The 13,840-nt window shown below is 53.1% G+C and carries 8 protein-coding genes; 7 read left to right on the top strand and 1 reads right to left on the bottom strand.

The window, feature by feature from the left end; genetic code table 11:
• Positions 1 to 88: 88 nt before the first annotated feature.
• The 7 genes from ABDB91_RS10865 (at position 89) to ABDB91_RS10835 (ending at position 13,215) form a co-directional block, all read left to right on the top strand.
• Positions 89 to 1,282 (top strand): exonuclease SbcCD subunit D, encoded by a 1,194-nt coding sequence (locus ABDB91_RS10865; protein WP_347487719.1) that lies wholly within the window; start codon positions 89 to 91, stop codon positions 1,280 to 1,282.
• A complete protein-coding gene (locus ABDB91_RS10860; RefSeq protein ID WP_347487718.1) occupies positions 1,279 to 4,344 on the top strand; it encodes an SMC family ATPase in 3,066 nt (1,021 codons plus the stop codon). The genes ABDB91_RS10865 and ABDB91_RS10860 overlap by 4 nt, the downstream gene beginning before the upstream one ends.
• 353 nt (positions 4,345 to 4,697) lie before the next feature.
• The gene (gene recJ, locus ABDB91_RS10855; protein WP_347487717.1) at positions 4,698 to 7,412 is read left to right on the top strand and encodes a single-stranded-DNA-specific exonuclease RecJ; all 2,715 of its coding nucleotides are present in this window, start codon (positions 4,698 to 4,700) and stop codon (positions 7,410 to 7,412) included.
• Between the two features lie 3 nt (positions 7,413 to 7,415).
• Positions 7,416 to 9,593 (top strand): bifunctional (p)ppGpp synthetase/guanosine-3',5'-bis(diphosphate) 3'-pyrophosphohydrolase, encoded by a 2,178-nt coding sequence (locus ABDB91_RS10850; protein ID WP_347487715.1) that lies wholly within the window; start codon positions 7,416 to 7,418, stop codon positions 9,591 to 9,593.
• 273 nt (positions 9,594 to 9,866) lie between these two features.
• Positions 9,867 to 10,481 carry an MBL fold metallo-hydrolase gene (locus ABDB91_RS10845; RefSeq protein ID WP_347487714.1) on the top strand — a complete coding sequence of 205 codons (615 nt, stop codon included), beginning with the start codon at positions 9,867 to 9,869 and terminating at the stop codon, positions 10,479 to 10,481.
• A gap of 53 nt (positions 10,482 to 10,534) precedes the next feature.
• Positions 10,535 to 11,152 carry an MBL fold metallo-hydrolase gene (locus ABDB91_RS10840; protein ID WP_347487712.1) on the top strand — a complete coding sequence of 206 codons (618 nt, stop codon included), beginning with the start codon at positions 10,535 to 10,537 and terminating at the stop codon, positions 11,150 to 11,152.
• 371 nt (positions 11,153 to 11,523) lie between these two features.
• Complete coding sequence (locus tag ABDB91_RS10835; RefSeq protein WP_347487710.1) at positions 11,524 to 13,215, top strand: AMP-binding protein; 1,692 nt, start codon at positions 11,524 to 11,526, stop codon at positions 13,213 to 13,215.
• Between the two features lie 198 nt (positions 13,216 to 13,413).
• On the opposite strand, the gene ABDB91_RS10830 is transcribed toward ABDB91_RS10835, so the two are convergent.
• Positions 13,414 to 13,629, bottom strand: coding sequence for a DUF896 domain-containing protein (locus ABDB91_RS10830; protein WP_347487709.1), 216 nt, complete (start codon positions 13,627 to 13,629; stop codon positions 13,414 to 13,416).
• Positions 13,630 to 13,840 lie beyond the last annotated feature (211 nt).

Raw genomic sequence — 13,840 nt, 5'->3', positions numbered from 1 at the left:
TATCTGATATATTTGCACCGGGGTGTGGCCAGCGCCAGCTCCGGTTTTGGTTTTAACGATGTTTATTTAATTAACGGGGTGATGAGGGATGCGGTTTATACATACGGCCGATTGGCATTTGGGCCGTATTTTTCACGGTGTGCATTTAACCGATGATCAGGCCTATATTTTGGAGCAATTTATCAAGCTGGTTGAGGATGTTAAACCGGATGCGGTTTTGATTGCCGGGGATATTTATGACCGCTCCGTGCCTCCGCACGAAGCGGTTCAACTATTGGATGAAGTACTATACCGGATAATCATGGACTGCCGGGTGCCTGTTTTAATCATTGCCGGCAACCACGACAGCTCGCAGCGGCTGGGCTTTGGCCATCGTTTGCTGGCCCGCCAGGGCCTTTACATAACCGGGCAGCCGGATACCGCTTTTGCGCCGGTGATTATTGAAGATGCCCATGGACCGGTGTATTTTTGTCCCGTGCCTTATGCAGATCCTCCCGTTGTACGGGAACTATTGGGGCTGCAGGATGTGCAGGAACACGATCGCGCTATGGCTGCGCTAATCGGCCGGTGGACCTCCCGGGTACCGCCGGGTGCGCGTAAGGTAGCCCTGGCCCATGCTTTTGTGGCGGGCGGTGAGGGAAGTGAATCGGAGCGGCCGCTTTCTATTGGTGGGACGGACAAAGTTTCGGCGGCCCACTTTCAAAACTTTAACTATGCAGCCCTGGGTCATTTGCATAAATCCCAATCGGCCGGGGGTGAGCACATTCGCTATGCCGGCTCTTTGATGAAATATTCCTTTTCCGAGGCGGCTCATAAAAAATCGGTGACTCTGGTGGAAATGGATGCCGCGGGGGACATCAGGTGGGAACCCTTTCCCCTGTGCCCGCGCCGGGATGTGCGCTGTTGGGACGGCTATCTGAGCGATTTGCTGGCCGGACCGCCCGACGGGGCCGGCAAAGAGGATTATATAATGGTGACTTTGCGGGACTCGGGTGCGATACTGGATGTCATCGGTAAGCTGCGGGAAGTGTACCCCCATGTACTGCACATTGAACGTCCTTATCTGACTTCGGGCGGTGATTTGCGCGGGCCGGGCGGCGACCACCGCCGCTTGAGCGAGATGGATTTATTCTCTTCTTTTTTCCGGCAGGTTGCCGGTGAGGAGCTGTCTCCGGAACAGCAAAAGGCGCTTGCGGAGACGGTAGAACATATTTACCGGCAGGATGGTCCGGTGGACCAGGTGGCGGAGGCGTTTCGCCGGGATAAGGGGGTGCGGCTATGAGGCCGCTGCGGCTGGTTATGAGCGCTTTTGGACCCTATGCCGGGGAACAGAAGCTTAATTTTACGGAATTGGGCGATCGCTCTTTCTTTTTAATCCACGGGCCTACCGGTGCGGGTAAAACTACCATTCTTGACGCTATGTGCTTTGCTCTATACGGCGATAGCAGCGGTGCTCAGCGGGACGGCAGGCAGATGCGCAGTGACCATGCCGCTGCGGATGCGGTTACGGAAGTAACTTTTGATTTTGCTGTTGGGGCTGATGTTTATCGCGTCAAACGCCGCCCGGAGCAAGAGCGGCCTAAAAAACACGGTACGGGGACCACCGCTGTGCGTTCTGATGCCACTCTGTGGAGAAGAACCGGCCCGGTTGCCGATGCTTGGGAAGGTACGGTGCTGGCCGGCGGGTGGGTAAAGGTTCGGACAGCGGTGGAAAATCTGCTGGGCTTTAAAAGCGGTCAGTTTCGCCAGGTGGTGATGCTTCCTCAGGGCGAATTCCGCAAGCTGTTGCTGGCGGATTCCAAAGAGCGCCAGGTTATATTGGAAACTCTTTTCCATATTGAGTTATATCGTCTGGTGGAAGAACGCCTTAAGGAAACAGCCCTGGATATTAAAAAAAAGGTGGAAAAAGTACGGGAGCAGAGAAAATGGATATTGCAGCAGGCCAATGCAGAAGGCCCGGAGGAACTAAGCAAGCGGCTGCAAGATCATGCGCTGGAGCTGGAGGCTGTAGCGGAAAAGGCAGCCCAAAGCCGCATGGCGGCTAAACAGGCGCAGGAACGGCTGGCCGCCGGGCAAAAGGCCCGTGAATTGCTTGACGAGCAGAAACATGCCCTGGCCGCAATGACGGAACTGGAGCAAAAAGCTCCAAGTGTGGAGGCCGCCCGGCAAGATTTGTCCGGGGCCCGCCAGGCAGCCGGTTTGGTGGATGCGGAAAACGCTGTGCTGGTCCGGCGCGGGGAATTCGCCGCTGCCGAAAAAACTCTTGCCGCCCGGAATGCCGAACTGAAACAGGCTCGCGAAGCCAGGGAAACAGCCCTGCGGAACTGGGCCGTGGAAAAAGACAAAGAAGCCGAGCGGGAAACGGTCGCGCGCGAAGTCAATCGCTTGGATGACCTGACCGGCAAGGCGGGTTCCCTGGCCCGGGCCCGCGAGGAGCTCACGGCGGCATACCGGAGGGCCAAGGCACTGGAAGATACATATATCAAAGCAAAAGCCTCTTTAACAGCCGGGCAGTCTGTCATTGAAGAAAAAACCAAGCTGCGCGATGACGCTGCCAACCAGGCCGCCCGGGCCTATGCGCTGGAAGCGGCCTGCCGGGAAGCGGAGCAAATCAGTAACAAAAGAAAAAACTTGGAGGAACTGCGCCGGCGGCTCGGCTCAATTCGTAAAACATTTGTCTCAGCCGAGCAAACATGCCGGCAGGCGGAAAATAATTATGCCAGGGCCAAGGATGAACTGTCCGTGTTGCAGAAAGCGTGGCACAGTGGACAGGCCGCCGTATTGGCGGGCGCGTTAGCCGCGGGGCGGCCATGTCCGGTTTGCGGTTCTCTTGAACACCCCCATCCGGCCGGCAGCGCAAGCGGCGTACCCTCCGAGGAAGAAGTCAAGGCCCGGCAGCAGCAATTAAATAATCTGGAACTTTATCGCGACAAAGTCAGAAACAAAGCCAGCCTTGTTGCCACTGAAAAAGCGACTGTGGAGAGCAAGGTTACAGACCTGGAAAATGAGCTGGGCGAGCGGGCCGGTGCCGACCCGGCCGCTCTTGATGCTGCCGCCGGTAAAGCCAAACAAATGTGGGACCGGGCATTACGGGCCGAGGCAGCGGCGGCATCCCTGGCCGGGGAACTGGAGGCGCTGAAGATCGGAGAAAAAACCGCCCGGGAGCGGCTGGAGCTGTTGGAAAAGGAACTGCAAGATGCCGGTGCGGTCTGTAAGTCCGCCCAGGCGGTGGTGCGGGAGCGGGAATCCGCTATTCCCGGGGAACTGCGCGATTTACACGCGCTAAACAAAGCCCGCCAGGCTGCCATAAGCAGGCGGGAACGGCTGGAGGCTGTTCTGGAACAGGTCAGGAAAGCCGCCGAGGTGACCGGCCAAGAGCTGGTCAAGGCCGAAACCGCGGCCGCCGAGGCCCAAAGCGCTGCGCAGGCGGCCCGGACCCGGGCGCGGGAGGCGGCGGAGCTTTTCGGTGCACGCTTGAAAACAGCGGGTTTTTCTGATATGCCGGATTATACGCGGGCCAAGCGAACCCCGGAACAAATGCAGAGGCTGGAGAAACTCATCAAGGAATTCGACACTGATCTGGGGGCCGTCCGGGACCGCCTAAATCGGGCCGTACAGCGGGCCGCTGGTTTAACCGAGCCCGATTTGGAAAAAATGGCCGGTTTGTTAGCAGTGGCGGAAAAGGCCCGGGATGAGGCTTTGCAGCAGGATACGCAGCTGCGTTCGCTGATTAAGCAGGAGAATAATTGGCTAAAAACGATAGTTGCTTTACAAAATGAAATTGAAGCGTTAGAAAACAAGTATTCGGTGTGGGGGCGCCTTTCCGAAGCGGCCAACGGTAAAAATAAGTATGGATTGACATTCCAGCGTTTTGTGCTGGGGGCCTTGCTGGACGACGTAACGGTGGCCGCCACCCAGCGCTTGAAACTGATGAGCCGTGGGCGCTATCACCTGCAGCGCACTCTGGAGCGGGCTCGCAGCAACGCTGCCGGGGGGTTGGAACTGGAAGTGTTTGATACTTATACCGGGGTGGCGCGGGGAGTGGCCACTTTGTCCGGCGGTGAAACCTTTCTGGCTTCGCTGTCCCTGGCTTTGGGACTGGCCGACGTGGTGCAGTCCTATGCGGGCGGCATGCATTTAGACACTATTTTTGTGGATGAAGGATTCGGCACTTTGGACCCCGAATCTCTGGATTTAGCCATGCGGGCCTTAATGGACCTGCAAAAAGGCGGGCGTTTGGTCGGTATTATCTCCCATGTGCCGGAACTTAAAGATTTAATCGATGCCCGGCTGGAGATCGGGGCCACCAAAAGAGGCAGTAAAGCATGCTTTAAGCTGGCTTGATGCGCGGGACCCGACCGTTAAACAAAGTGGCGCCGCCGGAGCGGAACGGCATGGGCGGGAAGGTTAGCAAGCTTATAGTACCGCGGCGCAAATTGTTCTTTGAGCAAAGCTTTCGCTATCCCGATAGGTGCCGGGTGTTAAAAGTTGAAAATCTTAGATTTTCAACTTTTAACACCCGGCACCAGCTAAAACGGCACCGTTATTGGGGGTAGTGTATTTCTATTACGTTGAGAAGCGGCAACCCCCTCTTAAAGTTTGATAAACTATACTTTTCGCTGTAGTGTTAGACACTGGTTGCCATAAATTTAACCCTTGATTTATAATGAATGGTAAGTTTAGATGACGGAGGAAAAATGCAAAAGCGGAAAAAATGGCTGATTAAAGCATCCGAGCCCGTATTGCAGTTTATGCTGGCCAGGAGACTGGGCGTATCTCCATTGATGGCCCAGCTTTTAATTAACCGGGGCATATATACCGTAAGGGCGGCCCGGGAATTCTTAAATGTATCATTTCAAAAGCTGCACCCGCCGGAGTTGATGCGTGACCTGCCCCGGGCGGTGGAAATTATCTCCGCTGTTCTGGACCGGGGTGATAAAATTTTAGTTTACGGTGATTACGACGTGGACGGAGTCACGGGAACCGCTTTGCTGGTACATGTCTTGCGCCGTCTGGGGGGTAGTGTGGAGTATTATATACCGCATAGGCTTGGCGAAGGATATGGGGTGCATACCTCGGTGCTGCAGAAGGCCCGGGAATCCGGCATTAGCCTTGTGCTCACCGTAGATTGCGGCATCAGCGCCGCTGCTGAGGTGGACGAAGCTAATCGCAGCGGCGGGCCTGTTGTGATTATAACCGATCACCACGAGCCGCCTCCCGAGTTGCCCGGGGCCGCGGCGGTAGTTAATCCCAAACGTAAAGATTGCCGGTATCCCTTTAGTGATCTGGCCGGGGTGGGAGTGGCCTTTAAACTGGTGCAGGCGCTGCTGGCCGGCAGAGGCACTCCTTTTAGCTGGGAGGAATACCTGGACCTGGTCTGTTTGGGTACCATAGCTGATATTGTGCCGCTGCATGGGGAAAACCGTATTTTAGTTAAGCATGGATTGTCATCTCTGGGTCAGCCCACCAGGCCGGGTTTGCAGGCTCTTTGTCAGGTCGCGGGCATTAAAGAAAAAACCATGACAGCCTGGGAAGTGGGATTTATACTGGCCCCTCGCATTAATGCGGCCGGGCGTTTGGACAATGCCGGTTTGGCCGTGGAAATGCTGTTGAGTGACGATTATGACGCGGCCCTGGAAATGGCCTGGTCATTAAACGAAGCCAACCAGGAGCGGCAAGGCTTGGAAGCTGTAACCCTATCCGAGGCGCTGGGCATGCTGGAGGCGGACCCGGAACTGGCCGCCCGGGATGTGCTGGTGCTGGCATCCGCCAATTGGCACCCGGGTGTTATCGGTATTGTGGCATCCCGGTTGGCGGATCGTTTTTATAAGCCGGTGCTGCTGATCGCCTGTGACAATGGATTGGGCAAAGGCTCGGCCCGAAGTGCCGGCGGTTTCCATTTGTATAACGCCCTGGAGTATTGCGCCGGTTATCTGGCCGGTTACGGGGGGCACGCTATGGCGGCCGGTTTTTCGCTGCCGGTGGAGCAAATAGACGCATTTAGAGAAAAAATCAATGATTATGCAGCTGTTCACTTGTGCGCGGCGGATGCCGCCCCGGTTATGGAACTGGATGCCCTGGTTTCACTGCAGGATATTACTTACGAATTAATTAACGAAATAGAACAGCTGGCTCCGTACGGTCACGGCAATCCAGGGCCGCTGTTTGCTCTGCGGCAGACCAGACTGATTAATTGCCGTGGGGTCGGTAAAAATAACGCGCATCTTAAAATGCTGCTTGGTGACCGCAGCGTTTCCATGGACGGCATCGGTTTCAACTTGGGCCGGTTTGCTGAAGAGCTGGCCGCGGCCAAGGAAGTCAGCGTTGCTTTTACGCCTACCGTTAATGCCTGGCAGGGCCGTCAAACATTACAGGTTAAAGTGCAAGATGTGCATTTGGAGCCGCTTAAAGAAAACTGTGGGCGGCAGGACGGACAGTGGCGGGAAAATAGTATGTCTTCCGGCGGTGATCTTATTTTCGTTCCGGAAGCTATTACCGGCTTATTGAAGCAATATTTAAGCAGCCGGGATTGCCGGCTGCCACCTGAAATGCATGCTTTATTAGCGGATACGTCCAGTACTCTGCCGGAGCATACTTTTACGGCCGGTGATCCGGATGCTTATGCTTTCCCGCCGGCACGGTGTCCGGTACCGGCAGGCGCGTTCAGGGAAAAAAGATTGGCCCGCCTGAGTCCTTCCGGCGGCTGTATATTGCTGGTCGTCAATTCCGCCTGTCACGCGCTGCAGGCATACCGTTATATCGAAAAGCATAATACCCAATTTGCCGGTAGGGCTGCTTATTTACATGGTTTTATGTCCCGTGATTACATAAATGATCAGTTTACTAAAATACAAAACCAAGATATTAAGTTAGCAGCGGCCACACCGGCCTGTCTTGGGGAACAAGGGGCGGCTGAAATCCCCTTCGACAAGGTTTTGCTGATGCGTCCCCCGGTCACGGCGGAAGACTGGCAGCGACTTAAAACACTGCTTGGTGTTCAAGCTCCGGCCGGTATTGAATTCCTTTACGGAGCGGAAGACTGGGAGGAAAATCGCAAGCACCTGGAAGAATTGGCGCCGGAAAGAGATGTGTTGGTTCACTACTATGCGCTGTTGCGTTCTTTAGCGCCCGGCGGTCAAGGCGCCTGCAGCAAAGTCGGAGTGCTGGAGCGGATGTCCGCGGCGGGTTATGATATGCACTCGTGTATATCGCTGATTGTAGCGGCGACAATATTTGCCGATTTGGGCTTATTGCAATATCATTGGCAGGAGGATATGCTACAATATAAATTATTACCTCTAAAAGGCAAAAAAATGGAATTGTCCGCATCACCTACCTTTAACTGGTTTCATAATATAAAATCGAACGGGCTTAACTGGATTAACCTCAATGTAAAAGCAAGTGGGGCGTAGACTATGTCTTTACAAGATGTAATTCATAAAGTAATTTTATACAATCCCAATGCCGATCTGCAGCTCTTAAAGCGGGCTTTTGTTTTTGCAGACCAGGCGCATGCCGGGCAAAAGCGCATCTCCGGGGAGCCGTACATTAATCACCCGGTGGCCATTGCCACCATTTTGGCCGATCTGGAAATGGATATGGATACGCTGGTGGCGGGTTTACTGCATGATACAGTGGAGGATACCGGGATCACCTTGGAGGATATAGAAAAGCGTTTTAGCCGGGAAGTGGCTCAGCTGGTGGACGGGGTGACCAAGTTAAGCCGCCTGGAGTATCGCTCCAAGGAAGAACGCCAGGTGGAAAACCTGCGTAAAATGTTTTTAGCCATGGCGCGGGATATCCGGGTGGTGCTGATAAAACTTGCTGACCGGCTGCATAACATGCGCACGCTGCAATACCACCAGGAGCGCAAGCAGCGGGAAATAGCGCTGGAAACGCTGGAGATATTTGCGCCGCTGGCCCACCGGCTGGGTATATACCGGCTGAAGTGGGAGCTGGAGGATCTGGCCTTTCGCTACAGCAATCCGGAAAAATATTATGAACTGGCCGATTTGGTCGCGCGCACTCGCAATAAGCGGGAGGATTATATTCGTACTATTATTTCCGTGCTGCACAAAAAAATGCTGGAAGTAAACATCAACGCGGAAATTCAGGGCAGGCCCAAGAACCTTTACAGCATATACATAAAGATGCAGAAGCAGCAGCTGGAATTTAGCCAGATATACGATGTGATGGCGGTCAGAGTACTGGTGGATTCAGTGCGGGATTGTTATGCCGTTTTGGGCACGGTGCACACATTATGGGTGCCTATTCCCGGCCGTTTTAAGGATTACATAGCCATGCCCAAATCTAATATGTACCAGTCGCTGCATACTACTGTGGTTAGTCCCCAGGGCGATCCCCTGGAAATACAAATCAGGACCTGGGAAATGCACCGGACTTCGGAGTACGGCATCGCCGCCCACTGGCGCTATAAAGAGGGCGGGGGCAAGGACGGTGATTTTGATCGTAAGCTCAGCTGGCTGCGGCAGATACTGGATTTGGAAAAGGATCTTAAAGACGCCAGTGAATTTATGGAAAGTCTCAAGATAGATCTTTTTGCCGATGTGGTATTTGTATTCACTCCCAAGGGCGATGTGATGGAATTTCCCGCGGGCTCCACACCGCTGGATTTTGCCTACCGGGTGCACACTCAGGTGGGACATAATTGCGTAGGGGCAAAAGTGAACAATAAAATAGTGCCTCTGGATTATACCCTGAAAAACGGCGACCGGGTGGAAGTGCTGACTTCCAAACAGGGTCACGGTCCCAGCCGGGACTGGCAGAAAGTCGTTAAAACATCCCAGGCTAAAACAAAAATCAGGCAGTGGTTTAAAAAGGAACAGCGGGAAGACAATATAGCCAAAGGCCGCGAGCTGCTGGAACGGGAAATAAAAAAATACGGCCTGGAACCCGACGCTGTTAAAAGCGATAAGCTAATTGAACATGGCCAAAAAATGAACTTAACCAGCTTGGAGGACGTTTATGCCGCGGTGGGCGACAACACTGTTTCCGCGGCCAGTCTGGTCAACAAACTGCGGGAGGAAGCGGTCCGGGAAGATAAAAAGGCTCAGGTTAGCGAAGATATCAGAGTATTGCTGCAGCAGTCGGAAGCCCGCCCTTTGCCCTCCTGGGGCAAGCCTACCCAGGGAATCCGGGTGCGGGGCATTGATAACCTTTTAATAAGACTGGCGCATTGTTGCAACCCGGTGCCCGGCGATGATATTGTGGGTTATATCACCCGTGGCAGGGGAGTATCCATCCACCGTGAAGATTGTTCCAATGTCGAATCTCTGCTAAATGAGCCCGACCGTTTGGTGGAAGTGGCCTGGGACAAAGATTTCCATTCTCCTTTCCAGGTGCGCCTGGAAATAGTGGGTGCGGACCGGGCCGGGCTGCTCAGTGATATTATGGCCATACTGATGGAACTAAAAATGAGCGCCAACTGGGTGACCGCCCGGGGGCGCAAGGACAATACCGGAGTTGTGGAAATGATATTGGAAATAAGAAATATGGATCAGCTTGATTATGTCGTCAGCCGGTTCAGCCGCGTACAGGATGTATACAGTGTGCACCGCCGGGGTCAGGCTTAAACTTTCTTAAACTAACTATTATGCGGATAGCTTAATATGCTTTTAGCTAAAGTCATATATTAAACAAGTAATGTCCGTTTTAATAATTCTATCCTGAAAAAAAGTGATTAACCATCCCTTGCCATCTTTTCCAACTGCGAGCGTAGCGAAGCAATCTGAAGTAACGTTAACAACCCAATATGAGATTGCTGCGTCCTTCGCTCCTTGCAATGACAAACTAACTGTATTTTCATCTTTTTGCGGTATAATAAAAATTAATCGGAGGGATATCTTTTGATTTTTGAACGAATCGAAGTAGGCCCCTTAGCCACGAATTGTTACATAATTGGTTGCTCTGAAACCGGGATTGGAGCGGTAATAGACCCCGGCGACGAAGGCGAAATTATTCTGGACAAACTAAAAAACTTGCAATTACAATGCAAATACATCATTCTCACCCACGGCCACGTTGACCATATCGGCGCACTGGATGAAGTGCATGCGGCCACCGGTGCCGAGGTGCTCATGCATGCCGGTGACGCTGAAAGGCTGGCCAACCCGGCCCGGTATTCGGTTTTGCCCGTGGATTCCCTGAAACTTCCGGGAGCGGACCGGCTGCTGAAAGACGGGGACAAAATACAGGTAGGCGGTATTATCTTGGAAGTACTGCACACGCCCGGTCATACTCCCGGTGGCATTTGCCTCAAGACCGGCAATATATTAATGACGGGGGATACTCTTTTTGCCTGCTCGGTAGGGCGTACCGATCTGCCGGAGGGCAGTCACCAAGCATTGATCAGTTCCATAAAAAACAAGCTATTGGACTTCGCCGATGAGACCAAGGTTTATCCCGGCCACGGTCCTGCCTCAACCATTGGCGCTGAAAAAAGATTTAACCCGTTTCTATAAGCGGGCAGGCGTTCTGTGGCTAAATTAAATTTACCAAACGGGAGGTTGTTATATTGATATTTGAAGGATTCGGGGTCGGCCCCATGGATGCCAATTGCTACATAATTGGCTGTGATAAAACCGGAGTGGGAGCGGTGGTGGACCCCGGTGCCGAGGGCGGGCGTATTTTAAAACGGCTGCAAGCGCTGAAACTTGAATGTAAGTATATTATTCTCACGCACGGGCATGTGGACCATATTGCGGCGCTTGAAGAGGTGCGTGAGGCTACCGGCGCGGAGGTGCTCATGCACACCCAGGATGCCGGTATGCTCACCAACCCGGCGCAAAATCTATCCATGTTCATGGGGGCGGCGCTAAAGTTAAAGGAAGCCGAGCGTCTGTTGGAAGAAGGGGACATAATCCAGGTGGGCGAGGTGGCCGTTGAAGTTATCCATACCCCCGGCCATACCCCGGGCGGTATCTCTCTAAAGGCGGGAAATGTTTTAATCACCGGTGATACCCTGTTCGCCGGGTCGGTGGGGCGTTCCGATTTTCCCGGTGGCAATCACAATGTACTGATCAATTCCATTAAGACTAAGTTGCTGGTATTCCCGGATGGAACCAGGGTCTACCCCGGTCATGGCCCGGCTTCCACTATTGGCAGCGAGAAAAAACACAATCCTTTTTTATAAACGTTAACCGCAAAAATCAGGTATCCCTACCTGTGTATTTATAGTAAACAGCCGGCATTACAGCGAAAAGTATTGTTTATCGCTTTAAGATGGGTTTGCCGCTCTTTGGCGCAGTAGAAGTACACTACACGAATAGCGGCGCGTTTAACCGGATCTATCAAGACGGCGGAGCTTTATTCAAAAAGTAATTAACACTTGCAGTACCAGGTAACCCGGGCAATTTTGTCGGACAGCCCGGGTTTTTCCAACGCCGGGCCTGAGATATGCATGTTGCAGTAATTAGTATACATAAAGTTTAAAAAAAATTCACAATTGCAGGAATATTGATCATTATTATGGTAATTGAATAAGGGGAGGGGGGGTTTTAGATAATGGGTAAGCCAAAAGTAATTGATGCTTTGCCGGGTAACCATAATTTGCGGGACTATGAGCTAACTTATAGCACCTTTAGCTTTACAGAACAGGCCCGGGAATTTTACGGGGATGCTGTCGGTGTGAATATTGCCTACCGGGTGCTGGACGACAATATCGCTCGCGGACTGGGCGATCGGGTGGCGCTTTACTACGATGCGGATGACGGGCAGGAAAGCTATACGTTTAATCAGTTAAACGAGCAGGTCAACCGGTTCGCCAACACTTTGGACAAGTACGGCTTGCAGCGGGGTGATCGGCTGGGTTTGTTTTTGCCACGCAGTCCGGAGCTGTATATCAGTTTTCTGGGAGCTGCCAAAAGAGGGGTTATTGTGGTGCCTCTTTTTGAGGCGTTTATGGAGGACGCAGTGCGGGAACGGCTGCAGGGCAGCGGTGCCCGGGCGCTGGTGACCACTGCTGATTTGCTGCCCCGGGTTCCTCGGCAGCATTTGCCCGAGCTGCGGACAGTTTTTGTCACCCGGGGTGCGGTGGCAGACAAGGATAGCGTTTTGGATTGGCACAACGAAGTGGCTGCTGCACCTTCCGCAGCTCAGTGCCGCTGGCTAACCAGGGAGGATCCTCTGTTTATACTGTACGCCGCCGGTGCGGACGGGCGTCCCAAGGGCCTGGTACATGTGCACGATATCATGCTGGGCTTGTGGAATACCGCCGCCTGGGTGCATGATTTAAAAGAAGGCGACGTGTACTGGTGCACCGCCGACCCCGGCTGGATCACGGGCATTGCTTATGGTTTTATAGCACCCTGGCTGCATGGTGTGCCGGTGCTGGTTAAAGGCGGGCGCTTTGATGCGGCCGGCTGGTGCCGGGCGCTGGAAAAATATAAGGTGAGTGTATGGTACAGTGCGCCGACTGCCTGGCGGATGATTATCGCCGCAGGCCGGGCGGTTTACGGGCAGTATGACCTGAGCAGCGTGCGGCACTTGCTTAGCGTGGGTGAGCCGCTTACCGGAGATGTAATGCAGTGGTGTATGGATACCTTTGGTATTCCTGTTTATGATACCTGGTGGATGAGCGAGACGGGAATGAATATGATTTGCAGCCTGCGCTGCCTGGATATCAAGATGGGTTCCATTGGCCGGCCCGTGCCCGGTGTAAAGGCTGCGGTGGTGGATGATGCCGGCAGGGAGCTGCCGCCTTACCAGGTGGGCAATCTGGCCGTACACCGGGGTTGGCCCGCTATGGCCCGGGACGTATGGGGAGACCGGGCGAAATACGAAGACTACTTTAAACTGGCCCCCTGGTTTATTTCAGGAGATGCCGCGTATAAAGACGAGGACGGCTATTTTTATTTCCAGGGCCGGGTAGACGGTGTGATCAACACCGCCGGAGAGCGGGTCGGCCCATGGGAGGTGGAGGAAAAATTACGTGAACACCCGGCTGTTCAAGATGCCGGTGTTGCCGGTAAGCCGGATAAAATAAGGGGCGAAATTATTAAGGCCTATATAGTGTTGCGGCCTGGCTGCCGGTGGTCGGAACAGTTGGGCGAGGAACTGCGCGTTTTTGTCAAAAACGGCCTGGCGGCCCATGCCGCGCCCAGAGAGTTTGCGGTCAAGACAGTCATTCCCCAAACGCCGGACGGCCGGGTGGACCGCAAAGCGTTAAGGGGGTGGGTGCTGGACTTGGGCGGTTGATCAACCATCCCGGTGACCATTTTGCAGCCTGCGCGGTATATGTGCGGCACTACAGTAAAAATCACTTTTAGGAAAGCTTCCGTTGCTTTGATGGGTGCCGGCTGTTTGGTTGGCGTATCCTATTGCGCTTATGTGGCGGCAAATTCATCTCAATAGTCGATAAACCGGGCTTTTTGTTTATATTAAGTTGGCTGATATTTACTGGTGTTGCTTACAGTTATGGCACCCGCATCGGGTGTCGTGTTTTTTTGTATACCCGGCCCCTTCCATGGCGTCAACTATCTGCTGTCGGATACCGTCCAAATATTGACTGCGCAGCTTTTGCTGTTCATTCTTTTCCTCATCGGTCAGCCCTTCATAGCGTTTTTTGCGGGCCAGATAATTAATTCTTTCCACTAATTCCATGGTAATCATTGTAAGTCACCTCTGTTAATTTATGAATCCTAAGAGTAAAGTTATAGAAACATAGCCTTCCGTGTTTAATGCAAAACATTATATTTATGAAATTATAACATTTCAGCTGTGTTATCGCCAGTGAGCAATAGTATACCTGGTTTTTAAGCTAATATATGCAAAGGAACTATCCGTCGTTTGGTAGCGGTGAAGCAATCTTAATGGCGTAAAC

Source organism: Desulfoscipio sp. XC116 (assembly GCF_039851975.1).
In the GTDB taxonomy this organism is placed as follows: domain Bacteria; phylum Bacillota; class Desulfotomaculia; order Desulfotomaculales; family Desulfallaceae; genus Sporotomaculum.
This window is presented reverse-complemented; position numbering and strand designations above follow the sequence as displayed.